General features: G+C 67.3%; 24 protein-coding genes, 1 pseudogene and 1 riboswitch. Of the genes and pseudogenes, 10 read left to right on the plus strand and 15 right to left on the minus strand.

Annotation, left to right across the window (positions count from 1 at the left end; translation table 11 throughout):
• Positions 1–77 precede the first annotated feature (77 nt).
• Positions 78–1,601, plus strand: coding sequence for a UDP-N-acetylglucosamine 1-carboxyvinyltransferase (locus ABD243_RS00250; protein ID WP_091254494.1), 1,524 nt, complete (start codon positions 78–80; stop codon positions 1,599–1,601).
• A 107-nt stretch (positions 1,602–1,708) separates the two neighbouring features.
• Positions 1,709–2,896: a glutamate--cysteine ligase 2 gene (locus ABD243_RS00255; RefSeq protein WP_344360720.1), complete on the plus strand. Its 1,188-nt coding sequence runs from the start codon at positions 1,709–1,711 to the stop codon at positions 2,894–2,896.
• On the opposite strand, the gene ABD243_RS00260 is transcribed toward ABD243_RS00255, so the two are convergent.
• The 3 genes from ABD243_RS00260 to ABD243_RS00270 are packed head-to-tail and all read right to left on the minus strand — an operon-like array spanning position 2,893 to position 4,757.
• Positions 2,893–4,101, minus strand: a complete 1,209-nt coding sequence (locus ABD243_RS00260; protein ID WP_344360723.1) for an O-succinylhomoserine sulfhydrylase — start codon at positions 4,099–4,101, stop codon at positions 2,893–2,895. The two genes, ABD243_RS00255 and ABD243_RS00260, sit on opposite strands and share 4 nt — an antisense overlap.
• The gene (locus ABD243_RS00265; protein ID WP_344360725.1) at positions 4,102–4,512 is read right to left on the minus strand and encodes a rhodanese-like domain-containing protein; all 411 of its coding nucleotides are present in this window, start codon (positions 4,510–4,512) and stop codon (positions 4,102–4,104) included.
• Positions 4,509–4,757 carry a DUF1737 domain-containing protein gene (locus tag ABD243_RS00270; protein ID WP_237563499.1) on the minus strand — a complete coding sequence of 83 codons (249 nt, stop codon included), beginning with the start codon at positions 4,755–4,757 and terminating at the stop codon, positions 4,509–4,511. Before ABD243_RS00270 ends, ABD243_RS00265 begins: the two co-directional genes overlap by 4 nt.
• 99 nt (positions 4,758–4,856) lie before the next feature.
• Positions 4,857–4,971, minus strand: a riboswitch (SAM riboswitch).
• A gap of 369 nt (positions 4,972–5,340) precedes the next feature.
• On the opposite strand from ABD243_RS00270, the gene ABD243_RS00275 reads away from it, so the two are divergent.
• The gene (locus tag ABD243_RS00275) at positions 5,341–6,297 is read left to right on the plus strand and encodes an ATP-grasp domain-containing protein (protein WP_344360727.1); all 957 of its coding nucleotides are present in this window, start codon (positions 5,341–5,343) and stop codon (positions 6,295–6,297) included.
• 76 nt (positions 6,298–6,373) lie between these two features.
• A pseudogene (locus tag ABD243_RS00280) lies at positions 6,374–7,126 on the plus strand (glycosyltransferase family 2 protein); the annotation flags it as partial.
• 428 nt (positions 7,127–7,554) lie between these two features.
• On the opposite strand, the gene ABD243_RS00285 reads toward ABD243_RS00280, so the two are convergent.
• Positions 7,555–8,523 carry an aminodeoxychorismate lyase gene (locus ABD243_RS00285; protein ID WP_344360729.1) on the minus strand — a complete coding sequence of 323 codons (969 nt, stop codon included), beginning with the start codon at positions 8,521–8,523 and terminating at the stop codon, positions 7,555–7,557.
• A gap of 93 nt (positions 8,524–8,616) precedes the next feature.
• Here ABD243_RS00285 and cls point away from each other — a divergent pair, with 93 nt between their 5' ends.
• A complete protein-coding gene (cls, locus tag ABD243_RS00290) occupies positions 8,617–10,092 on the plus strand; it encodes a cardiolipin synthase (RefSeq protein WP_425547089.1) in 1,476 nt (491 codons plus the stop codon).
• A 97-nt stretch (positions 10,093–10,189) separates the two neighbouring features.
• Here cls and pabB read toward each other — a convergent pair whose 3' ends face one another.
• From pabB to ABD243_RS00345, 11 genes are all read right to left on the minus strand, one after another.
• On the minus strand, positions 10,190–12,280 hold the full coding sequence (pabB, locus tag ABD243_RS00295; protein WP_344360732.1) for an aminodeoxychorismate synthase component I: 2,091 nt from the start codon (positions 12,278–12,280) through the stop codon (positions 10,190–10,192).
• Entirely contained in the window at positions 12,277–12,849 is a 573-nt protein-coding gene (locus tag ABD243_RS00300; RefSeq protein ID WP_344360735.1) for a low molecular weight protein-tyrosine-phosphatase, read from the minus strand. Before ABD243_RS00300 ends, pabB begins: the two co-directional genes overlap by 4 nt.
• Positions 12,850–13,102: 253 nt before the next feature.
• The gene (locus ABD243_RS00305) at positions 13,103–13,702 is read right to left on the minus strand and encodes a TetR/AcrR family transcriptional regulator (protein ID WP_344360738.1); all 600 of its coding nucleotides are present in this window, start codon (positions 13,700–13,702) and stop codon (positions 13,103–13,105) included.
• A 101-nt stretch (positions 13,703–13,803) separates the two neighbouring features.
• Positions 13,804–14,535 carry an ABC transporter ATP-binding protein gene (locus ABD243_RS00310; RefSeq protein ID WP_344360740.1) on the minus strand — a complete coding sequence of 244 codons (732 nt, stop codon included), beginning with the start codon at positions 14,533–14,535 and terminating at the stop codon, positions 13,804–13,806.
• Complete coding sequence (locus ABD243_RS00315; protein ID WP_344360743.1) at positions 14,532–15,674, minus strand: ABC transporter permease; 1,143 nt, start codon at positions 15,672–15,674, stop codon at positions 14,532–14,534. Before ABD243_RS00315 ends, ABD243_RS00310 begins: the two co-directional genes overlap by 4 nt.
• Positions 15,675–16,079: 405 nt before the next feature.
• On the minus strand, positions 16,080–16,607 hold the full coding sequence (locus ABD243_RS00320) for an NUDIX hydrolase (protein WP_344360746.1): 528 nt from the start codon (positions 16,605–16,607) through the stop codon (positions 16,080–16,082).
• 196 nt (positions 16,608–16,803) lie between these two features.
• Positions 16,804–17,568 (minus strand): ABC transporter permease, encoded by a 765-nt coding sequence (locus ABD243_RS00325; protein WP_116767870.1) that lies wholly within the window; start codon positions 17,566–17,568, stop codon positions 16,804–16,806.
• On the minus strand, positions 17,565–18,395 hold the full coding sequence (locus ABD243_RS00330; RefSeq protein ID WP_344360750.1) for an ABC transporter ATP-binding protein: 831 nt from the start codon (positions 18,393–18,395) through the stop codon (positions 17,565–17,567). Before ABD243_RS00330 ends, ABD243_RS00325 begins: the two co-directional genes overlap by 4 nt.
• A 25-nt stretch (positions 18,396–18,420) precedes the next feature.
• Positions 18,421–18,786 (minus strand): DUF1048 domain-containing protein, encoded by a 366-nt coding sequence (locus tag ABD243_RS00335; protein ID WP_116767868.1) that lies wholly within the window; start codon positions 18,784–18,786, stop codon positions 18,421–18,423.
• A 2-nt stretch (positions 18,787–18,788) separates the two neighbouring features.
• Positions 18,789–19,139, minus strand: a complete 351-nt coding sequence (locus tag ABD243_RS00340; protein ID WP_344360754.1) for a PadR family transcriptional regulator — start codon at positions 19,137–19,139, stop codon at positions 18,789–18,791.
• A 152-nt stretch (positions 19,140–19,291) separates the two neighbouring features.
• Positions 19,292–19,771 carry a MarR family winged helix-turn-helix transcriptional regulator gene (locus ABD243_RS00345; protein WP_116767866.1) on the minus strand — a complete coding sequence of 160 codons (480 nt, stop codon included), beginning with the start codon at positions 19,769–19,771 and terminating at the stop codon, positions 19,292–19,294.
• Positions 19,772–19,894: 123 nt separating this feature from the next.
• On the opposite strand from ABD243_RS00345, the gene ABD243_RS00350 reads away from it, so the two are divergent.
• The 5 genes from ABD243_RS00350 to ABD243_RS00370 all read left to right on the plus strand — a co-directional run bounded on the left by ABD243_RS00350 (position 19,895) and on the right by ABD243_RS00370 (position 24,916).
• Positions 19,895–20,854, plus strand: a complete 960-nt coding sequence (locus ABD243_RS00350; RefSeq protein ID WP_344360758.1) for an SDR family NAD(P)-dependent oxidoreductase — start codon at positions 19,895–19,897, stop codon at positions 20,852–20,854.
• Between the two features lie 2 nt (positions 20,855–20,856).
• Entirely contained in the window at positions 20,857–21,750 is an 894-nt protein-coding gene (locus ABD243_RS00355) for an amidohydrolase family protein (RefSeq protein ID WP_344360761.1), read from the plus strand.
• A gap of 1 nt (position 21,751) precedes the next feature.
• Positions 21,752–22,963 carry an acyl-CoA dehydrogenase family protein gene (locus ABD243_RS00360; protein WP_344360763.1) on the plus strand — a complete coding sequence of 404 codons (1,212 nt, stop codon included), beginning with the start codon at positions 21,752–21,754 and terminating at the stop codon, positions 22,961–22,963.
• A gap of 50 nt (positions 22,964–23,013) precedes the next feature.
• Entirely contained in the window at positions 23,014–23,469 is a 456-nt protein-coding gene (locus tag ABD243_RS00365) for a MaoC family dehydratase (RefSeq protein WP_344360765.1), read from the plus strand.
• A 73-nt stretch (positions 23,470–23,542) separates the two neighbouring features.
• Positions 23,543–24,916, plus strand: a complete 1,374-nt coding sequence (locus ABD243_RS00370) for an MFS transporter (RefSeq protein WP_344360767.1) — start codon at positions 23,543–23,545, stop codon at positions 24,914–24,916.
• Positions 24,917–24,924: the final 8 nt, after the last annotated feature.

A 24,924-nucleotide genomic window follows, 5' to 3' on the forward strand; every position in this document is an offset into this window, starting at 1 on the left:
CGGGTAGGCGTGTGAGATTGGCGCCATTCCGGCGGCAAATACCGGGTGCGGTAGATCATGCGTGATATTTTCGGGACATGACTCAACAGACTGCTGAACATGTCGGCCTCCTGCTCCGCGAGGCCCGCGGGGACAAGGGCTGGACGCAGGGACAACTCGCGGCCGAGCTCGGCACCAGCCAGAGCGCCATCGCCCGGATGGAGCAGGGCAAGCAGAACCTGAGCCTGAAGATGATCCAGCGGCTGGAGACTATCGTCGGGCACAGCATCGTCAAAGTGGGCCGGCCCCAGATGACCCACCTCCGGGTCGAGGGCGGTCGCACGCTTTCCGGCGCGGTGGACGTCAACAGCAGCAAGAACGCCGGCGTCGCCCTTTTGTGCGCCAGCCTCATCAACCGCGGCACCACCACCCTGCGCCGGCTGGCCCGGATCGAGGAAGTCAACCGGATCGTCGAGGTGCTGACCAGCATCGGCGTCGAATGCACCTGGCTCAACGCGAACGACCTCCAGATCCGCCGCCCCGCTGTCCTGGACCTCGCATCCATGGATGTGGAGGCGGCCCGCCGGACCCGCAGCGTCATCATGCTCCTGGGCCCGCTGCTGGACGAGGCCGACACCTACCGGCTGCCCTACGCCGGCGGCTGTGACCTCGGCACCCGCACCGTGCAGCCGCACATGCAGGCGCTAAGCCAGTTCGGGCTCAGCGTGGACGCGAAGTCCGGGTTCTACGCGGTCCAGGCACCGCCGTCGGACAGCCACGACCGCTCCTTCGTGCTCAGCGAACGCGGTGACACCGTCACCGAGAACGCCATCATGGCCGCCGCGCACCGCCGCGGCACCACCATCATCCGCAACGCCAGCCCCAACTACATGGTGCAGGACCTCTGCTTCTACCTGCAGATGCTCGGGGTGGAGATCGACGGCGTCGGCACCACCACGTTGAAGATCACCGGCCGCCCGTCGATCGACGTCGACATCGAATACTTCCCCTCCGAGGACCCGATCGAGGCGATGAGCCTCATCACCGCCGGCATCGTGACGAACTCGGAAGTCACCATCCGCCGCGTCCCGATCGAGTTCATGGAAATCGAGCTGGCGACCCTGGAACAGATGGGCCAGCGGCTCGAAGTGTCCGGGGAGTACTTTGCCCGCAACGGCCGCACCCGCCTGGTGGACGTCACCACCAAGCCTTCGGAACTGCGGGCGCCGGAAGACAAGATCCACCCCATGCCCTTCCCGGGCCTGAACATCGACAACCTGCCCTTCTTCGCCGTGATCGCGGCCAACGCCCACGGCCAGACGATGATCCACGACTGGGTCTACGAGAACCGGGCCATCTACCTGACCGAGCTGAACAAGCTGGGCGCCCAGGTGCAGCTGCTCGACCCGCACCGGATCTACGTCAACGGGCCCACCAAGTGGCGTGCCGCCGAGGTGGGCTGCCCGCCGGCCCTGCGCCCCGCGGCCTGCCTGCTGCTGGCCATGCTCGCGGCTCGCGGCGTCTCGGAACTGCGGAACATCTACGTCATTGAGCGCGGCTACGAAGATCTGGCCGAACGGCTCAACACCATTGGCGCGAAGATCGAGTATTTCCAAGACTGATCCCAAGCAACGCGAGGTCTGATCGCGCCCGTCCGCAGGGGGATGGGCGCGAAGTGACCCGGCGTTGACGTAGGGCGTGTCGGCGGTTCCTGACGCACAATAGATTTATGCGCACCTTCGGCGTGGAGGAAGAACTGCTGATAGTCGACCCGGAATCGGGCCGGCTGCTTGCCCTCGCCGACCTCATGCTGGCCAGCCTGCTCCCGCCGAAGCAGGACGCCGCCCAGGTTCTCCCGGGGCAGCAACCGGTCCACGAGGGCGGCGCCGACTTCAGCTACGAGCTCAAGCTCGAACAGATTGAGACCCAGACCCGGCCGTGCCTGGACTATAGGGAACTTCTTCGGCAGCTCAGGCAGGGCCGGGCCTTGGCAGACCAGGCCGCCCGCGTGCACGGCGGCCGAGTCGCGGCCTTGGCCACCTCGCCCCAAGGCGCCGCCACGCACCTCACCCAGAATCAGCGGTACATGACCATGCAGGAACGCTTCGGGCTCACGGTCCGGAACCAGCTGACCTGCGGCCTCCACGTCCACACCTTTGTGGAATCGCCGGAGGAGGGCGTGGCCGTGATGGACCGGATCCGCGACAAGCTTGCCGTCCTGATCGCCCTCAGCGCGAATTCCCCGTACTGGAACGGCGCAGAGACAGGGTTCGAAAGCTACCGCACCCAGGCCTGGAACCGCTGGCCGGGCTCGGGCCCCACGATGATCTTCGGCAGCCTGCCCGTCTACCGGCGGCTGGTGACCCGGCTGGTGGAAAGCAATGTCCTGATGGATGAAGGGATGATCTATTTCGATGCCCGGCTGGCCCGGCTGCATCCCACCGTGGAGGTCAGGGTCGCCGATGTCTGCCTGCGGGCCGAGGATGCGGCGCTGATCGCCGTGCTGGTGCGCGCCCTCGTGGAATCGGCGTCGCGGGAATGGAACGACGGCGTCGAGCCCGCCCCGGTACCCACGTTACTGCTGCGGATGGCCGCATGGCAGGCCAGCAACTGCGGACTGCGCGGGCAGCTCCTGGACTTTGGAACTTTCACCCCTGCCCCGGCCGCCGACGTCGTCCGGGCACTCGTGGACTTCGTTGCCCCGGTCCTTGAGGAACAGGGCGAGCTGGACCTGGTGCGCGCGGGCGTCGAGCGGATCCTGGCGGAGGGCACGGGCTCGCAGCTGCAGCGGGAGCCGTTCCGCGCCGGCGGGCTGGCCGCCGTCGTCGAACGGGCCGTCGAAGTGACGACGCAAGGGGACGCCGGCGGAGAGCCAGCCGGGCACGAGCCATCCCTGGGCCGGGTGCGCCGGGGCTAGACCTGCTTGAGCGCCTGGCCGAGGTCGCGGATCAGGTCCTCGACGTCCTCCAGGCCGACTGAAAGCCGCACCACGCCGTCGCTGAGCCCGATTGCCGCGCGGCCTTCCGGGCCCATGGCGCGGTGCGTCGTGGTGGCCGGGTGCGTGATGAGGGACTTCGAATCACCGAGGTTGTTGGAGATATCGATGATCCGCAGCGCATCCAGGAGCGCGAAGGCGGCCTCCTTGGCGGTGCGGCCCGGGGACGGCGAGAGTTCCAGCGTGAGCACGGTGCCGCCGGCCTTCATCTGCTTCGCCGCGAGATCGTACTGCGGGTGGGAGGGCAGCAGCGGGTACTTGACCCAGCTGACCGCGGGCTGCTGCTCAAGCCAGCCGGCCAGCCGCAGGGCGGAGGCGGAGGAATGGTTGACGCGCAGGGCCATGGTCTCCAGGCCCTTGGTCAGGACCCAGGCGTTGAACGCGGAGAGCGAGGGGCCGGTGTGCCGCATGAGCTGCTTGACGGGCCCGTCGATGAATTCCTTGGTCCCCAGGATTGCCCCGCCGAGCACGCGTCCCTGTCCATCGATGTGCTTGGTGCCGGAGTAGACGATCACGTCGGCCCCGAGGTCTCCGCAGCGCTGCAGCAGCGGGGTGGCGAAGACGTTGTCGACCACCACCGTGGCGCCGGCCGCGTGTGCCAGTTCGCTCACGGCGGCGATGTCCACGATCTCCTGCATCGGGTTCGACGGCGATTCGAAGAAGACCGCCGTCGTCGGCTCGGACAGCGCAGACTTCCACTGCTCGAGGTCCGGACCGTCCACGAAGACTGTCTCGACGCCCCAGCGCGGCAGGATCTCGTTGAGGATCACAAAGCACGAGCCAAACAGCGAGCGGGCGGCGACCACCCGGTCGCCGGCCCCCAGCAGCGCGCCGAGGGCGGTGAAGACGGCGGACATGCCGGACGCCGTCGCAAAGCATGCCTCGGTGCCCTCGAGCAACCGCAGCCGCTCCTGGAAGGTTGCGACGGACGGGTTGCCGTAGCGGGAGTAGACGAAGCGCTCGTCCTCCCCGGTGAAGGCGCGCTCGGCGGCGGCCGCGGACTCGTAGACGAATCCTGAGTTGAGGAAGATCGGCTCGGCGGTTTCCTGGAAGCCTGTACGGTCAAGGCCTCCGCGGACGGCCTGGGTGTCGGCCGCCCATTCGGCGGCGTCGGGATTGAAAGTCACTTAAATCTTTCCGAGGTTGGTGGGCAGGCCGCGGTTCTTCCAGCCGTTGACGGTGCGTTCGCCAAAGCGGTCGGTCTCGCCTTCGAAGCCCTCAAGGACGTTGTAGGAGGTGTAGCCGGCCTGCGTCGCGGTCGTCGCTGCGGCGATCGACCGGGCGCCGGAGCGGCACAGGAATACGAGCTCGACGGCGGTGTCCTCGGGCGCCTGGCGCTGGAGCTGTTCCACGAAGTGCGGGTTGGGCACCCCGCCGGCGAGGGTCCACTGGATGAAGAGAGGATCGTTGTCCGTGGCCTTCGTATCCGGGATGCCGATGTGGGCCCATTCGGCCTCGGTCCGGACGTCCACCAGGATGGCGCCGGCCTCCAGCTTGGCCCACGCCTCGTGCGGGCTGAGGTCTCCGGCGTAGCTCATGCGTGGCCCTCGAAGGCGTCTTCGGCACCAAACTCGTCACTGTCGAGTTCATCCACGGCGTTGGCCACGGCGGCGTCTGCGCTCGCAATTGCGGCCGGCAGGACCAGGGCCTGCGCCACGATCACCGTGCTGCCGTTGAAGGTGGCGGCGGGGCTTCCGTGCAGGACATAGCCCTCGGCCAGGGCGGCCGACACGCGCTCACAGAAGGCGCGGTCGTCGGCGCCGGTGAACAGGCGGTAGGCCAGTTTGTCCTCGCCGGCGGGAGCTGCGGCGGGGGCTGTGCCGGGGGCGGCTGCTGTACCGGGTACAGCGGGTATGGATGTGTCGGGCACGACGGATCTCCTCTTTCACGCTTGCAGCTCGAATGGTCGATATGCCGAGTATTCACCTGAGGCACCCCGCCGCGAAAGGGAGGGTTGCCGACCGGCCAGTCAGGGCTTGGCACCGGTTCTCATTACTCCCCAAAAACGTAACACTTACGACGCCGGCCCGCACCGCCGCCGTCGTCATGTTCCGTAACCGGACCGCGTTTCCGCGGGGTGACACACGCGGCGGACTGAGAAATCAGAGTTGCGGGGTGAGAACCGGGTGCGGCGCCAAGGCGAGTAGTAGCGGGCTCCAGTTTCGGGTACTGCCCACTCGTGTCCGCCGGGAGTTTGCGCAGTCTACTGAGGGGATCGGACTGACACGTCGGCCCGTCCCACGTTTTCTGTGGATCAAGTTATCTCTGCGTGCAGTTGTCTGTCCCTCAATTTTTGTCTGAATCGGTGGCCCGAACCGCCGGAGCCGCAGCCGCGGCCCTGCGGGTGACGGCGGAATGGAGCAACCGTGGGCCCGCGCATACTGGTTACTGGCATTGCAGGCGCCGCCGGCCGGGCCGTCGCGGCCCAGCTAGCAGCCCGCGGCATCCCGTGCCTCGGCTCCGACGCCCGCGACGTCACCCGGCAGGGCGAGGACGCCACCACCGCAGCGGCAGTCAGGCTCCTGCCGGCGACGGACCCGGACATGGTCCTGGACCTGCGCCGGCTGGTGGACCGGGAAGCCATCAACGTCATCATTCCGACCCTCACCGTGGAACTCCCGGTCCTGGCTGCGGCCCGCGCCGGATTCGGCCGGGACGTGCGGATCATCGTCGGCGACCCTGCCGCGGTGGCCCTCGCCAACGACCACCTGTTCACCGCATGGGCGTTGCAGGCAGCCGGCATTCCCGTCCCGCGTTTCGGGGTTCCGGGCGACCTCGCCGCCGCGCCGGCGTCCCTGGCCGACCTCAACGGTCCCGTCGTCGTCAAGCCGCGAACTTTCAAAGGCACCCACGCCGTCCACCTGCTGGCCGGGACCGGCTCCGTCAGCTGGAAGAACCTGCCGGCCGGGCAGCTGGTCCAGGAGTTCATCCCGGGCGCCGACTACGTGGCCCTGGTGTTCGGCACGCCGCCCCGCAACGCGATGGCGCCGGTGGCCGTGGTCCTTGAGAAGACAAGAACTCCGTACGGTCGGGCCGGCAGCGACGAAGTCAGCCGCAGGGTGCCGGCGGCCGAGGCCAACGATGTGCGGAAGCTGGGCCTGGCCGCCGTCCGCACGCTCGGGCTGACCGGCCCGGTCCAGGTCCAGATCCGCCGCCGCGCGGACGGAACCCCCGTGGTGCTGGGCGTCTGCCCGACACTCGGGGCGAACAGCACGTGGGCGCCCGAACTGCTCGACGCCGTCCTGGCAACGTTCATGCTCCCGGCATTCAACCCGGCGTCCTTCCGGCGATGCCCGGCGATTCCCGCCGATGCCCTGGGGTGAGGCGCCGGTGCCGGTCGGCCCGGCACAGGAACTCGTCCTGGTGTTCATCGGATTGCCCGTCCTGGCGGCGGCGGTGATGGCGGCTGTTGTTCTGGCGCTGGCCGTCTCTTTTGAGGTGCGGTCCGCGCGGTGTCGGCGCCGCCACGCGCCTACTCTCTGGCAGCAGTGGCCCACCGTGTCCATCATTGTGGCGGCGCACAATGGGGGCGGGCTTCTGGCGGACTGCATCCGGTCAGTCCAGGGGAGCCGGTATGAGCGGTACGAGCTGATCCTGGTGGATGCCGGCTCCACGGACGACACCCCGGAGCTCATGGCGGGGTTCGCCGCCGAGGACGGACGGATTGTGTTTGCGGGAAGGTCACCCGCCGCGGCGGCGGGATACGGGGCGGCACTGAACCTGGGCGTGGGCCGTGCCGCGGGGGAGGTGCTCATGTTCCTTCCCGCGGACGCCGTCCTCACCCGGCGGACCGTGGACCGGATGCTGCAAGCCTTCGACGTCGGGAGTGGCGGTCCCGACGGAGTCGGCGCCGTGTGGGGCGGCGAACGGACCCTCACTGCCGGTCCTGCCGCGCGGATCGTAGACCTGATAGGCCGCGGCTGCGGCGGGATGGCCCGGCGGGCGCAAGCGGCCTCCGGTTTCCTGCCCGTCTTCGCGGCAGGTATGGGCGCGGTGCGGCGTGACGTCCTGACGGAGATCGGCGGCTTCAGGGAGGACACTGGTGCCGCGCAGCTTGAGTTGGGCTGGCGGGTGCGAAGCGCAGGCTACCGGGTGGGATTCGCCCCGCGGGCCGTTATCACGGGCCAACACCCGGTGCGCGTCGGTGAGCTGTGGAGGCGGCGGGTGGCGCGCGAACGGTCGCTGCTTCAGTGCCTGGGGATCCACAAGTCAGCCGTTGGTGACCTCCGTCGGCGTCCGATGGGCGACTGCCTGGCGGCCATCACGGTTGCCGCCATCATCCTGCCAGCGGTCCGGACCGCCGGCGTGCTCGCGCTGGCCTGCCTCGCTCCGGCGAACCTCCTGTCCGGAGCCCGTCCCGGAGCCGAACCGCTTCCGGACATCTGGGCACAACCGGAGGCCTGGGGGCTCGGCGGCGCAGTCGTCCTGGTGGTGTTATGCGCCGGGGCTCTCGCACTTGCCGTCGACGGCCCGATCAGCAACCTGCGTCACTTGTGGGCACTTCCGGCGCTGCCGCTCTATGCGGTGTTCTCGGGGTTCGCCGTGCTGGCTGCCATCGGTGCGGAGTTCCGTGCCGCCGGCTATTCGATCGTGGCGAAGAGGGCGTTGAGCTCGGCCGTGAGCTGCCGGCGCAGTTCCGGGGTGCCGATTTCCTGGCCGTCGATGTGGTTTACCGGCGCCAGGAGCCGGATGCTGGAGATCAACCAGACGGCGTCGGCGTCCAGCAGGTCCTTGGGCTCCAACGGGCCGTAGCCCAGCTCCCAGCCGGCAGCCTTGGCGGCCGTGAACAGGGCGCCCTGCGAGGTGCCCGGGAGGATGCCGCTGTCCAGCTGCGGGGTGATGAGCCGCCGGATCGTGCGAACGCCGCCGGCGCCGTCGTCCGTCGTTTCCAGGTGCGCCAACAGAACTGTCGACGTCGGTCCCTCCAGGACCCGGCCGTCCGCGGATGTGAAGATGACATCGTCCGCGCCGTGCTCGTGGGCGTAGCGCAGCGCCGCCATGTTCACGGCGTAGGAGAGGGTCTTGGCGCCGAGCAGCAGCCAGGGCGCGCGCTCGCCGACTTCGCTGTCGTAGCCGCGGTCCAGCAGGATGACGTCGATTCCGGTCTCGCGCTGCCGGCGGCCCGCCGCCCCGGGGGCGGACGCCTGGACCCAGCAGGTGGGGGCGGCGGCGCCTTCCGGCCCGCGGGTGACCAGCAGCTTCACCACTACTTCGTCATCGTCCGTGCCGCCGGCTGCGGTCACGGCAGGATCCTGGCGCCGGTACTCGCCGATGGCGGTCTCCACCGCGCGCCTCCAGGCGTCCTCGGCGGGGATATCCAACTCCAGCAGGCGGGCAGAGCCGGCCAGCCGGGTCAGGTGCGCCTGGATCTTGCGGGGCCGGCCGCCCACGGCCAGCAGTGATTCGAAAACGCCATCGCCGCGGGTGGCGCCCAGGTCCGTGGCCATCAGTTGCGGCTTCGATGCGTCAGCAACGCGGCCGCCCTCGAACGCCGGATCGAGGAAGACCAGCACGGTCGCGGGCGCGGGCATAGTGGCAGGAGAGGTCATGGCTACAGCTTAGTCTCGGTAGTCCCGGGATAGGATTTGCTCGTTGCCCGTTCCGGAACTGTTCCGCGGGCCTGAAGCTTGAGGGGTTCGCCTGTGCTGTGGCCATTTCCGCTGGCGGAGACTTTACCGTCCTGGGCGGTCCTGATCCTGACCCTGGTCGACTTCGCCATCCGGGTGCTGGCCCTGGGCATCATCCCCGGGAACCGGCGGCCCACCACCGCGATGGCGTGGCTCCTGGGCATCTTCATTGTGCCCACTCTGGGCCTGGCCTTGTTCCTGCTGTTCGGCAACTTCCGGCTTTCCCGCCGCCGCCGTGCCCAGCAGGAGGCCGTCAACACCCGGGTCCGGGCGGGGACATCGGCGCTGCAGGCCGTCGAAAGCCGCTACAGCGGACCCGAATGGGTGGCGTCCGCCTCTGAACTGAACAAGACGCTGGGATCGCTGCCGATGGTGGACGGCAACAGCGTGGAGCTGCTGCCCGGCTACCCCGATTCCATCAAGGCGATGACGGAGGCGGTCCGCGGCGCCAAATCCTTTGTCAATGCCGAGTTCTACATCATGAGTTCGGACCACGTCACGGACGATCTGTTGACCGCGATGGAGGAGGCGGCGGAGCGCGGTGTCGAGGTTCGCGTCCTGTTCGACCACCTAGGCACACTCCGTATCAAGGGTTACCGCAAGCTGAAGGACCGGCTCAAGGCCAGCAAGATCCGCTGGCGGCCCATGCTGCCGCTCAGCCCGGTGCACGGCCAGTGGCGCCGGCCGGATCTTCGCAACCACCGCAAGATCATGGTGATCGACGGCGAGATCGCCTTCACCGGATCCCAGAACCTGATCGAGCCGTCCTACAACAATCCCAAGCACCGCAAGGTGGGCCGCGAATGGGTGGAGCTCATGGCCTGCCTGCGCGGGCCGATTGTCACCACCCTGAATGTGGTTTTCGCGACGGACTGGCTCAGCGAAACCGACGAATCCCTCGAAGCACAGTTGGCGCACCAGCCGGAGTCCCACCCCGGAAACATCACGGCACAGGTGGTTCCCAGCGGCCCCGGGTTCATCACCGAGAACAACCTGCGACTCTTCAATACCCTCATCTACTCAGCTCAGCACAAGATCTCCCTCTGCAGCCCGTACTTCGTCCCGGACGACTCGTTGCTCTATGCGGTGACGACGGCGGCGCAGCGCGGCGTCGAGGTGGAACTCTTCGTCTCGGAAAAGGGTGACCAGTTCTTGGTCCACCACGCGCAGCAGTCCTACTATGAGGCGCTGCTCGAGGCAGGGGTACGGATATTCCTCTACAAGGCGCCGTATGTACTGCACGCCAAGCACTTCACGATCGACAACGAGGTTGCCGTGCTGGGTTCCAGCAACATGGACATGCGCTCCTTCTCGCTGAACCTCGAGGTCTCCGTGATGCTCCTTGGCGAGGACATCGTCCAGCGGATCCGTGCGGTCGAGGACACCTACCGCAGCATTTCGCACGAACTCGTGCTGGACGACTGGATCAAACGGCCCATGAAGGTCAAGTACGTGGACAACGTGGCGAGGCTGACGGCAACGCTGCAATAGCGCCGGCGTTGCTGGAACTGCTGTGTGGTGCCGTCAGCGTCCAGGGACGTCAGATCTGGCGGAACTCAGCTTCGGGGAAACTCGGTCCTCGCAGAACTCAGCTTCGGGGAAACTCGGTGCCGAGCGCCGAGAGGACCCCGAATGCTTTGGTCCGGATTTCCTCGTATTCCTCCTGCGGGGACGAATCTGCGGTGACGGCACCGCCGACGCCGAGACTCAGTTCCGCCGTTCCGTCGCCGAGGGCCCGGACCACCAGGGTCCGGATCGCCACGGCGAGGTCGGCGGCCCCGTTTAGGGAGAAATAGCCGATCGCCCCGGAGTACACGCCGCGCGGGGCGGCCTCCAGCCGGTCCAGGATGGCCATGGTGCTGACTTTCGGGGCGCCGGTCATCGAACCGGCAGGGAAGCAGGCGGCGACAGCCTCGGCCCGCGGCATTCCGGGCCGGAGCTGAGCGTCGATGGTGCTCACCATCTGGTGCACCGTGGCGTAGCTTTCGATCGCGCACAGCCGGCTGACGGCCACCGAACCCGGGACGGCGAAATGGCTCAAGTCATTGCGCAGCAGGTCCACGATCATGATGTTTTCCGCGCGGTCCTTCGCCGAGGTCTCCAGTTCCTGCCGCAGGGCCGCGTCCGCACCCGGGTCCGCATCCCGGCCGCGCGTCCCCTTGATCGGCTCGGCCCGCATCCTGCCGTCCGCGGCAATCTGCAGGAAACGCTCCGGAGATGTGCTCGCCACGGCGAGGCCGTCGAACCGCAGATAGCTGGCGAAGGGAGCCGGGTTACGGCGCCGCAGCTCCAGATAGGTCTGCCACGGATCCAGGCCGTCCGGGCCTACGCGGTGCGGGACCGCGGATGTGGCCGCGGTGAGCGCGGTGGTCAGGCAGACCTCGTAGGTATTGCCTTCCGCGATCTCCCGCTGGGCCTCGGCGACCTTGGCCTTGTAGCCGGCTTCCGCGTCTCGGGCCGTGAACTGCGGCGAGGCGAGCTGAGGCGCGGTCGAACGAAGTGCCGCGGATCCACTGGAGCCGGACACTCTGGAACCGGGCGCCGCTGCGGCGGCCACAGCCCCGCGGGCGGTCCTCAGCCAGTCGTCGGCGTCGGGCGTGTCCAGGGCCAGCAGCCAGGCCGTGCCCTCGGCATGGTCCAGGACTACGGCGCGGCCGGCGAAGATCAGGCAGGCGTCCGGGGTGGGGGACGCGACGTCGGTGCCGCCGGTTTCGCGCTTGAGTTCGTAGCCCAGGTACCCGAGCCAGCCCAAGGTGAACCCGCACGGATAGTCTTCGGGGGCGCGGAGCGCCCGGCGACCCCAGACGCCGTCGAGCCAGCGGAAGAACGGGCCGTCGGTGGTCGCCGTGGCCTGGCCCGCGCTGACGCGGGTCAGGCCGGAACTGTGCCGGACCGCCTGGCCGAAGCGGCCGCCGTCGTCGGCCAGGATGCTGAAGCGGCTCCGTTCCGCAGCCTCCGGGGCGAGGCCCGCCGGATCCAGCGAGGAGTCGAGCCACACGGCGTTGGCTGAGCCGCCGAAGAGCGCATCGAACAGTTGCGCGGCGTCGGGCTCGGTGTCGATCCGTTCAGCCCGCAACTGCAGGGCGCGTCGGATGGCGAGTTCGGGCAGCAGCGCGGGCGCGACGGCCGGAAGGTATTGAAAGGCCTGCAGGACGTCGTCGGGGGCGGCGCCGTCCGCACGGTTCAGCACGTGCACATCGGCGCGGGCCGGGACGTCGTCAGCCGCCAGCCACTGATCTTCCTGGGCTGCCCACTGGTCCCAGAACGGTTCATAGGTCTCGCCGTCCCGGGCCAGCGCGCGGGCCCGGCGGTCGGAGTCGGAAGAATCGGCCCAGATCACCGCGTCCAGCAGCGGGCGCGCCGCTGCGGCGCCGGCGCCGACGCCCTCCACCAGGACAATTTCGGCCGGGCGCGTGGTGCGGACTTCGCCGTCGTAGTGCCGCTCCCAGTCCCAGCTGACCCACTCCGCGGCCTCCCCGTGACGCAAGGGCGACAGCACTGTGGTGACGTAACGTTCAATGCCGGCCGCCAGCCCGTTCCAGCCGGGGTAGATGTCCTCCAGGTGGAAGAGCGAGACTTTGTGGTGTTCCCGGAGGCGCGCCGCCAGCTCGATGGCCAGGGTGGTCTTGCCGGAGCCGGACCGCCCGTCGATTGCGATGATGACGGGTGCGGGGCTCATGAAATAGAGCGTACCCGCTGCTGTGCATTGGGTTGATCACTGCCGTGATGGTGCCCGTCCCGGCGCTGAAGCTCGGTGCGGACGTGCTCCACGATCCCCGGAACGGAGGCCCGGATGAGGTTCCAGGTGGTGTCGAAGTCGGTGTGGCCGCCGTACCACGGGTCCTCGATGCCCTGCTCCAGCGGGTCCTTGTCCGCCACCGCGGGGTCAAAGCTGCGCAGCATGCGGATTTTGGCCAGGGACTCGCGGTCCGGTGCCGCCTGCCGGAGCCAGCCGTAGTGGTCGACGTCGAGGGCCAGGATCAGCTCGCGGCTGACGAACCATTCAGGGCGCCATTCGCGCGCCACGTGGCGGTCCGAGGCTATGTTCTGGGAGGTGAGTTTGCGCGCGGCCCGGGGATCGATGGGCCGGCCGGCCTCATACGCGGTGGTTCCTGCCGAATCGACCACCGCCCGGGTGAGGCGCTCGGCACGGAATGCCTCCGCCAGCATGAGCTCTGCCATCGGGGACCGGCAGATGTTTCCGGTGCATACCGCGATGATCCGGTACTGGCTCGGCATTGAGGTCATAGCTAAGCATGAACGATCCCGGCCCTCTTGGCTAGCAGAGGCCCTCGTCGTGTTACAGAAATTGTCAATTACCTATCGGCTTCTGTCATGCTCCCGTCCTTCGGAAGCTGTCCTCAGGATCGTACGTGCCCGCTGCTCCGCCAGCAGCGAAAAACAACGGGGGACGGGGGACTGGCCGGTCACCTGAGCCGCCTCCGGTCACGGAATCCTCAGCAAAGGACACAAGAACCCATGAGGGTGCGGTCGAAGAGACCTAAATGCGGGTGCCTTCGGAGTTTTGGCGTGCTGTCACGAAGGGACCGAGCAGCGTGCTGAGGTGGGAGTGGACTTGTTCCAGCGTTTGCCCGGATTCGAGCATGCGGGTGCCGGCGTGGACGACGGAGTTGATCATCTCTGCCAGCGACTCGGGGTCCGGAACCCCGAGTTCTGTGAGCGTCTCGATGAGCGGTTCCTGAAGCTGGCGATGCATGCGGGTGGCTTGCTCGTCGAGTTCGGCCCCCGGGGCCAGCGCGGCCAGCGCCGAACCCACGGCGTGGGCTCCTTCGGCGACAAGGTCCACGTTGGCTGTGGCGTAGGCCAGTATGCGGTCGGCTTTGGTGGGGGCATCGGCCATGGCGCCGGTGACGCGCTCGGTCCAGCGCGGAAAGATGTCGCGGACCAGCGCCTGGAGGAGGTCCTGGCGGGAGCCGAAGTACTGGTAGACACTGGGACGTGAGAGTCCGGCCCGCAAGGCCACGTCGGCCATGGTGGGCGCTTCGGAGGTTTCTTGTAGGAGTTCGTGGGCAGCGTCCAGTAGTGCGCGTTCTTGTGCGGCGCGGTGTTCCGCGACGGTGGCGGCACTGATTCTGGGCATTGCGGGGATCCTTTGACGCTGGCTGACGTACGCATCAAGAGTACGGCGCGAGACGGCGGCGTGCTGAGCGGGTCGCCGTCTCGCGCCCGGGGTCGGGTGTGTTAGCGGACCGGGGCCGGGGCCCCTAAGCGGCCGTCCACCATTTCGACGATGCGGTCGCAGTACCCGAGGACGTCGTGGTCGTGGGTGACCATGACGGTTGCGACGCCGTGCTCGTGGCTTTGACGTGCGAGGAGTTCCACGACTTCGCGGCTGCGCGCCCGGTCCAGGGACGCGGTCGGTTCGTCCACGAGAAGGAGTTTCGCCCCGGAGACGAGTGCCCGTGCGATGCCGACGCGCTGGCGTTCGCCGCCGGAGAGCTGGCCGGGACGGTTGGTCGCACGGTGGGCCATGCCGACGGATTCCAGTAGGGGAACCGGGTCGAAGGTCTTCGGGCCGCCCGCGAGCCGGTTGACCAGGCGGAGCTGGTCCGCCGCGGTCAGTGCGGGGATGAGGTTGCCGGACTGGAAGACGAAGCCAATATTGGACAGCCGGAACGCAGCGCGTTTGCCCTGGCTCAGTTGGGAAAGGTCCTGGCCGTTGACCGTGACCGTTCCGGAATCCGGGGATGCCAGGGCGCCGGCGACGGCGAGGAGTGAAGACTTGCCGGAACCGGACGGCCCGACGATGGCGAGGAACTCGCCTGGGGCAACATCGAGGCTGACGTCATCGAGGGCTGTCACCCGGGTGTCGCCGTCGCCGAGTTCCATCACCGCGTGGCGGATGGACAGGCCGGCGGCCTGCGGTGCGTCGGCACGGCTTGCCCCGGCTGCGGGAAAGGTGGAGCTGGTCATCGCTGTCCTCCGAGGGCGTTGAGCGGGTCGATCCGGGAAATGCGCACCACGGCCACGGTGGCACCGATCAGGCCCAGCCCGATGGTGAGAGCCGTGGCGATGGCGATCGGTGCGGCCTCGAGAGCGAACGGCATAGCGTCCGGCATGGCGGCGCCGAGTCCCAGGCCGGCGGCCACGCCCAGCGCGGTGAATCCCACTAACAGGATGGCGGCCTGGGCCAGTCCATCCCGCAGCAGGTACCCCGTTGAGGCTCCGATGGCCCGCAGGACCGAAATTTCGTGCTTGCGCTGGATCGTCCACACGGTGAAGAACGCGCCGACCACCAGAGCGCAGATCGCGTAGAGGAAGACCTGGATCATGCTCAGGGTCATGGTCTCGGCCTCATAGCCGGGAGATGCGTTGAAGGCGGCGGACAGGGATTTGCTGGTCGTTCCGGCGGCAGTGTCGCCGGCGGCAAGGTCCAGCTTGGCGCCGGGCTTGGCCTGGACGGCAACAACGCTGGCGGTATCAAAGGACACTGCGGACAAGCGCTCGGCGCTCGGGGCTCCGGCGGCGGCCTGGCCGGAGGTGATCAGCTGCCAGGTTTTCAGGGGCAGGTAGGCCACCTCGACGTGTCCGAACGTGGCCTGCCCATCGGTGAAGCCAACAACTCTAAGTTTCGTGCCGATCCGGTCCAGCGTCACGACCGTGCCGAGGTCGATGCCTTCAGCCTTCGCGGTCGAGGACACGACAATGCCGTCAGGATCTCCGAGGCCGGTGCCTGCGGAGCGGGACGGTTCCAGGAAGGATCCAGGCTCGATGCCGAAGAGCGTGAGGTCAATCTGCTTGCCGGAATCGGTCGTGGCATTGGCCATACCGACGCCCATCTTCTCAGCGGCGGCCACGCCCTCGACGCCGCGCCAGGCGCTGAGCTGCTGGTCATCGATCACGGAGCGGGAGAAGGCGTTGTCGGTCTTGGTGCCCTGGTCGAAGGCGATAGTGGTCACGGGCATCGACTTGAGGCCTGACACGCCATCGTTGACGAGGCCCGAGGAAAGGCCGGAGAGCATCACCATCAGTACGGCGATGAGTGCAATGACACCGCCCATCAGGCTGAAGCGGCCACGCGCGAAGATCAATTCGCGGAGTGCAAGGAACATTGGCAGTCCTAGGTTGGGGGCGGAAAGTATGAAGTTGCTGACACGATGTCGGCATCTTTCCGACAGCTTGTCAGGAAAATGCATCTGTTTCAAATCTGGGACCCGGTCGCGTGGCGCGACAACGCGGTTACGGTGCGGACCCACATCCAACGAGGTAAATGGTTTAGCGGCCAACTCGACAATGCGAAGGTCAAGCTTCTGAAAGGTAGGGCAGCAGCAGTGCGGAGGGCTCCACCTGTCCGCCAGTGGGCACAACCCGGACAACGCGGCTTAGGCGGCTGTCGCTACCCGGTCAGCGCTGCAGGCACAGCAGGGGATTGTCCCCGCCCCGGGTATGGCGTACGTGGTCCCATGCCAGAAGGCATCCGGGACGCCGGAGCGGCACACCAATATCCGTTGACAACATCATTGAGATTCCGTCGGGTTTAGCTCCCCGGCTGGTGCCACGCCGAGTCCGAGGTGCAGGAGGAGCGCGTCGAGGATCGGCAGTTGGCCCTTCACCAGCCGGTCCCTGGCTTGTTCTTCCGTGGCCCATTCGGCGTGGTCGATCTCGGGGAAGCTGCGGAGGGCGCCGGATCCCTTGGGCCACTCCAGGGTGAAGGTGTTGCTCACGATGCGGTCGGGCTGAAAGTCCGATTCGGCCGCGTAGACCGTGATGACCTTGCCGGAAGGCTGCCGGAAGTCGCCGAGCCGGTGGTAGTCGGCCGGGGGTGCAGGGGTGCCTATTTCCTCCGCGAACTCCCGGTGCGCGGCCTCCAGCGGGTCCTCGCCGGCGGGGTATTCGCCCTTGGGGACGGACCAGGCGCGGGCGTCCTTGCCGGCCCAGAACGGTCCGCCCATGTGGGCGATCCAGACCTCCAGCGGGGAAGCGCTGCCGGGTCCGGGCGTGCTGCCCAGCCGGTAGAGCAGAATGCCGGCGCTCCGAACGGTCATGGCTCCTCCTGTCCCAACGCTATCTCAACCGGCATAGTCAAAGCGCGTGGCGGGCTGTGGCCTCCCCCCGAAGGCTGGGTCAATCAGGCGGGCCGGCCCCGGTGGAGGAAGAACTACGCGGCCGGGGCCCGGTCCTCAGAGGTAATGGTGGTGGTCCTGAACCGGCGCGGCATTCCGGGACCGCCAGCGCCCGGCCTCAGCTGATCCTGCGACGGTAGATGGCGATCGCGAAGGCGTAGGCGACAACGAGAATGCCGACGAGCCAGGCGAGGGCGATCCAGATGTCGCTGCCACTGGGTTCCTGGGCGAGCAAGGCTCGGATGGTGTTCACGATGGAGGTCACCGGCTGGTTCTCGGCGAACCAGGCGACCGGGCCGGGCATCGAGTCGGTGGGTACGAACGCCGAGCTGATGAACGGCAGAAAGATCAGCGGGTAGCTGAACGCGCTCGCGCCGTCGACGCTCTTCGCGGACAGCCCTGCGATGACGGCGATCCAGGTCAGTGCGAGGGTGAACAGGATCAGGATGCCAGCGACGGCGAGCCAGTTGGCCACGGAGGCGCCGGTCCGAAACCCCATGATCAGCGCGACGCCGATGACGATCGCGACCGCGACAAGGTTGGCTGCCAGGGATGTGAGCACGTGCGCCCAGAGCACGCTTGACCTCGCGATCGGCATGGACTGAAAGCGTTCGAAGATACCGCCCTGCATATCGAGGAACAACCGGTAGGCGGTGTACGCGACGCCGGACGCGATCGTGATGAGCAGGATGCCGGGGAGCATGTAGTTGACGTACGACTCGCCGGATCCGGTGTTAATCGCGCCGCCGAATACGTACACGAACAGCAGCATCAGCGCGATCGGGGTGACGGCGGTGGTCATGATGGTGTCCGGGCTGCGGAGGATGTGGCGCAGCGAGCGGCCGGTCAGGACGCCGGTGTCGCCAAGGACGCGGGTGGTCATCGGGGTGTCTTTCGTGCCGGGACCGGGTCGTTGGTGCGATCGTCGTCGGTGCGGTCGCCGCCGGTGGCGCCGACGAGGGCGAGGAAGACGTCCTCGAGGGAGGGCTGCTTCTCGACGTACTCGACCGTGGCGGGCGGGAGGAGTTGCTTGAGTTCGCTGAGGGTCCCGTTCTGGATGATCCTGCCTTCATGCAGGATCGCGATGCGGTCGGCGAGCTTTTCGGCCTCGTCGAGGTACTGCGTGGTGAGCAGTACCGTCGTGCCCTGACCGGCAAGTTGCTTGACGGTCTGCCACACCTCGATGCGTGCCTGGGGGTCGAGCCCGGTCGTCGGTTCGTCGAGGAAGACGACCGGCGGGTTCCCGATCAGGCTCATCGCAATGTCGAGTCGGCGTCGCATGCCGCCGGAGTATGTCGACGCCTTGCGGTGTCCTGCTTCGGTAAGTGCGAAGCGGTCGAGCAGTGTGTCAGCGATCGCACCCGGGTTTGTCAGATGACGCAACTTGGCGATCAGCACGAGGTTTTCCCGACCGGTGAGCACTTCATCGACCGCGGCGAACTGGCCGGTCAGGCTGATCGACTCGCGCACGTCGCCGGGCTTCGCGGCGACGTCGAAGCCGTGAACCGTCGCGGTGCCGGCGTCGGCGTTCAGCAGCGTTGACAGGATCCGCACCAGCGTGGTCTTGCCCGCACCGTTCGAACCGAGCAACGCGAAGATGCTCCCCGCACTCACGGTGAAGTCGACGCCCCGCAGAACGTGCAGGTCCTTGAATGATTTCTCGATGCCCTGCACCCGGATCGCGGGTTCGAGGGCCTGCCCGGTGGTCATATCCGGTTCTCCGTTCCCGGTGCGTTCACACGCCGTCGGCGGCGGCCTGATCGATGGCGTCGGTCAGGCGCTTGCGCTCCTTGTTGATCCACTGGCCGTCGGAGTAGTTCTGGATGAAGGTGTCTGCGAACTCCACCGGGTCATCCCCGACGATGTCGCGGATGGGGGTGCCGTCGACGGCGGCCCGCTCGATCAGGTCTGCGAGGTCCTCGAGCATCTGCATGAGCACATCGCCCTTGACGATGGACCCGGCGTACATGAAGTAGCGCTCGAGTCCGTCGATTGCGGTTCGATAGCTGGCGGGGAGTTGTTCTTTTCGATCCTTGTACCGGCGCCAGCGCTTCTTGTCCTCGAATGATCCCGTGATCTTTTCGATCCATCCTGCGGCCATGGTTACTCCCCTTCGCTTTGTGGGTGTTCTATGTCGTGGTGGAGCTGTTCGATCCGCATTTGGAGGAAGCTCCAAGTCCTCCAGAACTCTTCGAGGTACTCGCCGCCCAGTGCGTTGAGGGAATAGACCTTGCGCGGCGGCCCTTTCTCGGACGGGACCTTCGCCACGTCCACGAAGCCGCGCTGCTCGATCCTGACCAGCAGCGCATAGACGGTGCCCTCGACGATGTCGGAGAAGCCCTGCTCGCGCAGCCGCGCCGTGATCTCGTAGCCGTATGCCGGCTGCGCGGCCAGGATCGCGAGGACGATGCCCTCGAGCGTGCCCTTGAGCATTTCGGTCATCTGCTTGCCCATGGAACCCTCCCCACAGCTACTCGGTGATACTGACTACCACTAGATAGTAACACTCAATAGCGACCTGACAAGGGGCGGCAGGGGGTGGATTCAGCGCATCCGATTGCGGTTTCCGGCGCCCGGGCGAATGGGCGTGCTCCGTGCGGGGCGGATCAGGCCGCCGGCCCCCACAAAGCCTTGCGCAGCAGCCCCTTGAGGGCCGCGATCTCGGTGTCGCTGAGGCCGGCCAGGGCTGCGGATTCCGCCTCCCGCGCCGCAGCCTCGGCTTGCCGGAAGACCGCCGCGCCTTCCACGGTCGCGGAGACGATTTTGGCGCGCCGGTCCTGTTTTCCGGGCGCGCGGATCACCAGGCCGCGCTTCTCCAGCTCATCAATCAACGCGACGATCTGGCTGGGATCCAGGCTGAGGAATTCGGCCATCTCCCGCTGGGTGGGCTCCAGCTCGCTGGTGGCCAGGGCCAGCACCGAATAGGAGCGCTCCTTGAGGCCGAATCCGGCCAGCGCACGGTTGTTCAGGACCGAGCCCGCGGCATGCAGTTTGGCCAGGAGGAAGCCCGCATCCCGGCTGATGGTTGCCGCCATGAGCTTCTCTGCCGGGACGGTGCCCGGCGCGTCGTCAACTTCTGTCGGCATGCCAACTCCAATGGTCCAAAAAATAAATCATTGACTTTTTCAACTATCCATATTTACATGGATGCAGACCAGCATCCCACGCCGCAGGGTCGGATGCACGCGGCAGCTAGCAAAGGAGCGGCAATGAGCCTGTCAGGAAAAGTAGCAATCGTCACCGGAAGCGGACGGGGCCTCGGCCTGGCCTACGCCCGGGAGTTGGCCCGCCAGGGCGCCGCCGTCGTTATCAATGATGTCGACGCTGCGGTGGCTGCCGAAGCGGTCCGGGTTATTGAGTCCGACGGCGGCCGGGCCGCCGCCGTCGTTGCCCCGGTGGGCAGTTCCGAGGTGGCCAAACAGCTCGTGCAGGCAGCCGTTACGGAGTTCGGCCGGCTGGACATCCTGGTCACCAACGCCGGCATCCTGCGGGACAAGAGCCTGCTGAAGATGACGGACGAGGACTTCGACGCCGTGATCAACGTCCACCTCAAGGGCACCTTCACCTCCGCCCGGGAAGCCTTCGGCTACTTCAAGGAGAACGGCATTGCCGGCCGCATCATCACCATCGGTTCACCGACCGGCCAGCGCGGCAACTTCGGCCAGACCAACTACGCCGCCGCCAAGGCCGGCATCGTGGGCATGGTCCGCACGTGGGCCCTGGAAATGAAGAAAGCCGGCGTCACGGCCAACGCCGTCATCCCCGTGGCCGCCACCGCCATGACCAAAACCGTCCCGTACTTCCAGAAGGCCGTCGAGGCCGACGAGCGCGGCGAGGCCATGCCGGCGTTCTTCCGCCACGACCTCGGGTTCGGCACGGCCGACGACGTCGCCGGCCTCGTGGCGTTCCTCGCCTCCGACGCGGCCGCGGGAATCACCGGCCAGGCGATCGGCGCCGGCGGCGACCGGCTGCAGCTCTGGACCCACCCCGAGGCCGCCGCCACCGAATACCGCGAGGGCGGCTGGGGCTACCAGGATCTCGTGGAAAACTTCGGGAAGCTCTTCGGCGACAAGCTGCAGAGCGTCGGCGAAGAGTTCCTGCCGCTGCCGGAGGAACTGCAGCCAGCAACGGCTCAGCCCGAGCCCGCTGCGCCGGCGAAGGTCGGCTAGCCATGTCCGCGCAGCGCTATGAACTGGGCATCGACGCCGCCTCGCTGGATGCGATCGACATGCACGTCCATCTCGAAGTGGACGGCCATGGCCACGAATCCCTGCCGCCGGCACTCACGGAAGCCTCCGCCAAGTACTTCAAGGCCGAGGACCGGACCCCGTCGCTGGACCGGATCGCCGAGGTCTACCGCGAACTGAACATGGCCGCCGTCGTCTTCACCGTCGACGCCCGGACCCAGCTCAAGCACGAGCCCAACAGCATCCCGGAGCTTATTGCAGGGGCGGCACGGAACAACGACGTCCTGATCCCGTTCGGCAGCGTGGACCCGCGCACCGGCGCCGAGGCCATCCAGGGCGCCAAGCACCAGGCAATCGACCTCGGCGCGCGCGGGTTCAAGTTCCACCCGAGCCTGCAGGGCTTCGACCCCTCCAACGAGCAGTTCTACCCGCTCTGGGAAACCCTGCAGGAACTGCGCCTCCCCGCGATCTTCCACACGGGCCAGAACGGCATGGGCGCCGGGCTCCCCGGCGGGTACGGCATCAAGCTGGCCTACTCCAACCCGCTCCTGCTCGACGCCGTGGCCGCGGACTTCCCGGAACTGCAGATCATCATGGCCCACCCCTCGGTGCCATGGCAGGACGAGGCCAACTCGATCGCCACGCACAAGTCCAACGTGTTCATCGACCTCTCCGGCTGGTCCCCGAAGTACTTCCCGGAGTCCCTGGTCCGGATGGCCAACTCGGTCCTGCAAGACAAGGTCCTGTTCGGCACGGACTTCCCGCTGATCACGCCGCAGAAATGGCTGGGCGCCTTCGCCGACCTTCCGCTCAAGGACGAGGTGCGGCCCAAGATCCTCAAGGACAACGCCGTCCGCCTGCTCGGGCTGGGAGGCTGAGATGTCAGTGACGACCGAAAACCAGACCAGGCTCTACGGCGTCTGCGACTACTACGATGCCGAGTCCCTCCTCACCGCGGACGAGCGCCGCGTGCTCGGCAGGCTGCGGGCCTTCCTCGATGAGAAGGCGAAGCCGCTGCTGGCCGACTACTGGGAACGCGGCGAGTTTCCGGACCAGCTGGCGCGGCCGCTTATCGAACTGGACCTCATGGAACCCGCCGAGCTCACGACCGACAGACCCGCCCGGGGGATCTACCAGGGTTTCCGGATCTTCGAACTCGCCCGGACGGACGCCTCGCTGGCCACCTTTTACACCGCCCAGGCCGGGTTGTTCCGGACCGCCATCAGGGTCGGCGCCTCCGCGGAACAGCAGGCCGAGTGGATGCCCAAGGTCATCGACTTCTCGCTCAAGGGCGTCTTCTCGCTGACCGAGCCGGAATCCGGCTCGGACATCGCCGGCGGTCTAGCGACCACCGCCCGCCGGGAGACCGGTCCGGACGGCGACACCTGGGTCCTGGACGGCGCCAAGCGCTGGATCGGCGGCGCCGCCACGGCCGACGTTCTGGCGGTGTTCGCCCGCGACACGGCCGACGGGCAGGTCAAGGCCTTCCTCGTGGACCGCGACGCGGCCGGCGTGACCCTGGAGAAGATCCACCGCAAGACGGCGCTGCGGATGATGCAGAATGCCCACATCACGCTCGACGCCGTGCGGGTTCCCGAGGCCAGGCGGCTGCACAACGTGAACTCCTTCAAGGACGTGGCCGCGATGCTGCGGGCCATGCGCTCGGACGTCGCGTGGATCGCCACGGGCATCCAGGCCGGAGCCTTCGAAGCCGCGCTCGGATACGTCACCCAGCGGCAGCAGTTCGGCCGTCCGGTGGGCTCCTTCCAGCTGGTCCAGGAAAAGCTCGCCCGGATGCTCGGCAACCTCACGTCCTCGCTCTCCCTGGTGGTCCGGCTGACCGAACAGCAGGACAAGGGCATCTACCGCGACCAGGACTCCGCCCTGGCCAAGATGCAGACGTCCCTGCTGATGCGCGAGACCGTGGCGCTCGCCCGCGAAGTGGTGGGCGGCAACGGCATCACGCTGGACACCGACGTCGCCAGGTTCCATGCCGACGCCGAGGCCGTCTACTCCTACGAAGGCACCCACGAAATCAACGCCCTGATCGTCGGCCGCGCCCTCACCGGCGAAAGCGCCTTTACACGCTGACCGCGCCGCCTTCATCCATCAACCCATCCCCATCAGCACAGGAGCCAAAGATGCCCAACCTCGTCGTCGACTTCGACAAACTGCTCACCCTCGCCGGCACCGACCTCGGTGTCACCGACTACCGCGAAATCACCCAGGAACAGGTCAACAAGTTCGCCGATGCCACCGGTGATGACCAGTGGATCCACGTGGATCCGGACCGCGCCAAGGACGGCCCCTTCGGCGCCCCGATCGCCCACGGCTTCCTCACCCTCTCGCTTATCATCCCGTTCTGGGGCGAGCTGTTCGACGTCGAGGGCGTCACCACCAAGGTCAACTACGGACTCGACAAGGTCCGGTTCACCTCCCCGGTCAAGGTGGGCTCGCGCATCCGCATGCGGGCCACCATCGCCGAGGTCACCGAAGTCAAGGGGGGCGCCCAGATCAAGGTCGCCAACACGATCGAGATCGAAGGCCAGGAACGCCCCGCCGTCGTCGCGGAGTTCCTCGCCCGCTTCTACAAGTAAGCCGCTACGGGCGCCACACCACTCTCCGTCCCATTCCTCTGCACCCCATTCCTCTGCACTTAAAGGAACAACGATGTCCCAAATTTCGCAGTTGCAGGCCCTGGACGCGGGTACGCGTCGCCGTGAAGCACGGACCGTTATCGCCTCCAGCTATCTCGGCAGCACCATTGAGTATTACGACTTCCTGCTCTACGCCACGGCCGCCGCCGTGGTCTTCCCGAAGGTGTTCTTCACCGGCATGGACGAGTGGGTGGGGGTGGTGGCCGCCTACGGCACCTTCGCCGCAGGCTACGTGGCGCGGCCCCTCGGCGGCATCATCTTCGGCCACTTCGGCGACCGGCTGGGCCGCAAAAACATGCTGATCATCTCGATGCTGGTCATGGGCATCGCCTCCACCCTGATCGGGCTGGTGCCCGGCGCCGCGGTGGCCGGAGCCTGGGGCGCCGTGATGCTCGTGTTCCTCCGCGTCTGCCAGGGCATTGCCGTGGGCGGGGAGTGGGGCGGCGCCGCGCTCATGGCGCTTGAGCACTCGGAGTCGGGCAAGCGCGGCTTCGCGGCCTCGTTCGTCAACGCCGGCGCCCCCACCGGCGCGGTCCTGGGCACCCTTGTCATGGGTGCCTTCGCGGCCCTGCCCAATGACCAGTTCCTGGCCTGGGGATGGCGCGTGCCGTTCCTGCTGTCCTTCGTCCTGCTGGGCGTCGGCATGTTTGTCCGGCTCAAGGTCACCGAAAGCCCAATTTTCAAGGCGGCACTGGAGCAGGAGCAGGCCGAACGGGCAAAGGCCGAGACGGCGCCGGGCACAGTCCCGGGCGGTGCGCCGGTGCGCCGCGAGATTCCGCTCCTGCAGGTCCTGCGCCGGCCCAAGACGCTGATCTTCACCATGCTGGCCGGCGCCGCGGGGTTCGCACTCCAAGTGGTGCTGGCGACGTTCTCCGTGACCTATGCCGTGTCCAAGGGCGCGGACCGGCAGGGCGTGCTCTATGCCTTTGCCGCAGCTTCCTTCGTGTCCATCGCGTTCGTGATCATGGGCGGCCGGCTCTCCGACAAGCTGGGCCGGCGGCCCGTGATGATCGGCGGCCTGGTGCTCTTCATCCTCTACCTCACGCCGATGTTCCAGCTCCTGTCCTCGAACAACATCGGGCTGATCTTCGTGGCCTTCGCAATCGGCCTCATGATCCACTCCACCCTGTTCGGCCCGCTCGCGGCCTTCGTGTCCGAGCAGTTCGGCACCACCTCGCGCTACACCGGCGCCTCGCTGGGCTACCAGCTCGCCACCCTCCTCGGGGCCGGATTCACGCCGGGCATCGTGGCGCAGATATTCAAGGATTCCGGCCAGAACACCGCCGCCGTGGTCTGGTACCTGGCCATCATGTCCGTCGTGTCGATCGTCTTCATCCTGCTGACCCGCGAGCCGAAGAACAACGATCTGCAGACTGTCCGGTCCTAACCCGGTCC

It is taken from the genome of Arthrobacter humicola, from assembly GCF_039531445.1.
GTDB lineage: Bacteria > Actinomycetota > Actinomycetes > Actinomycetales > Micrococcaceae > Arthrobacter > Arthrobacter humicola.

Excerpts from the sequence above, each read along its gene's own strand:
- ABD243_RS00250 (WP_091254494.1), top strand. The coding sequence starts at position 78 with ATGACTCAACAGACTGCTGAACATGTCGGCCTCCTGCTCCGCGAGGCC.
- ABD243_RS00255 (WP_344360720.1), top strand. The coding sequence starts at position 1,709 with ATGCGCACCTTCGGCGTGGAGGAAGAACTGCTGATAGTCGACCCGGAA.
- ABD243_RS00265 (WP_344360725.1), bottom strand. The coding sequence starts at position 4,512 with ATGAGCTACGCCGGAGACCTCAGCCCGCACGAGGCGTGGGCCAAGCTG.
- ABD243_RS00285 (WP_344360729.1), bottom strand. The coding sequence starts at position 8,523 with ATGACCTCTCCTGCCACTATGCCCGCGCCCGCGACCGTGCTGGTCTTC.
- pabB (WP_344360732.1), bottom strand. The coding sequence starts at position 12,280 with ATGAGCCCCGCACCCGTCATCATCGCAATCGACGGGCGGTCCGGCTCC.
- ABD243_RS00300 (WP_344360735.1), bottom strand. The coding sequence starts at position 12,849 with ATGACCTCAATGCCGAGCCAGTACCGGATCATCGCGGTATGCACCGGA.
- ABD243_RS00305 (WP_344360738.1), bottom strand. The coding sequence starts at position 13,702 with ATGCCCAGAATCAGTGCCGCCACCGTCGCGGAACACCGCGCCGCACAA.
- ABD243_RS00310 (WP_344360740.1), bottom strand. The coding sequence starts at position 14,535 with ATGACCAGCTCCACCTTTCCCGCAGCCGGGGCAAGCCGTGCCGACGCA.
- ABD243_RS00315 (WP_344360743.1), bottom strand. The coding sequence starts at position 15,674 with ATGTTCCTTGCACTCCGCGAATTGATCTTCGCGCGTGGCCGCTTCAGC.
- ABD243_RS00320 (WP_344360746.1), bottom strand. The coding sequence starts at position 16,607 with ATGACCGTTCGGAGCGCCGGCATTCTGCTCTACCGGCTGGGCAGCACG.
- ABD243_RS00325 (WP_116767870.1), bottom strand. The coding sequence starts at position 17,568 with ATGACCACCCGCGTCCTTGGCGACACCGGCGTCCTGACCGGCCGCTCG.
- ABD243_RS00330 (WP_344360750.1), bottom strand. The coding sequence starts at position 18,395 with ATGACCACCGGGCAGGCCCTCGAACCCGCGATCCGGGTGCAGGGCATC.
- ABD243_RS00335 (WP_116767868.1), bottom strand. The coding sequence starts at position 18,786 with ATGGCCGCAGGATGGATCGAAAAGATCACGGGATCATTCGAGGACAAG.
- ABD243_RS00340 (WP_344360754.1), bottom strand. The coding sequence starts at position 19,139 with ATGGGCAAGCAGATGACCGAAATGCTCAAGGGCACGCTCGAGGGCATC.
- ABD243_RS00345 (WP_116767866.1), bottom strand. The coding sequence starts at position 19,771 with ATGCCGACAGAAGTTGACGACGCGCCGGGCACCGTCCCGGCAGAGAAG.
- ABD243_RS00350 (WP_344360758.1), top strand. The coding sequence starts at position 19,895 with ATGAGCCTGTCAGGAAAAGTAGCAATCGTCACCGGAAGCGGACGGGGC.
- ABD243_RS00355 (WP_344360761.1), top strand. The coding sequence starts at position 20,857 with ATGTCCGCGCAGCGCTATGAACTGGGCATCGACGCCGCCTCGCTGGAT.
- ABD243_RS00360 (WP_344360763.1), top strand. The coding sequence starts at position 21,752 with ATGTCAGTGACGACCGAAAACCAGACCAGGCTCTACGGCGTCTGCGAC.
- ABD243_RS00365 (WP_344360765.1), top strand. The coding sequence starts at position 23,014 with ATGCCCAACCTCGTCGTCGACTTCGACAAACTGCTCACCCTCGCCGGC.
- ABD243_RS00370 (WP_344360767.1), top strand. The coding sequence starts at position 23,543 with ATGTCCCAAATTTCGCAGTTGCAGGCCCTGGACGCGGGTACGCGTCGC.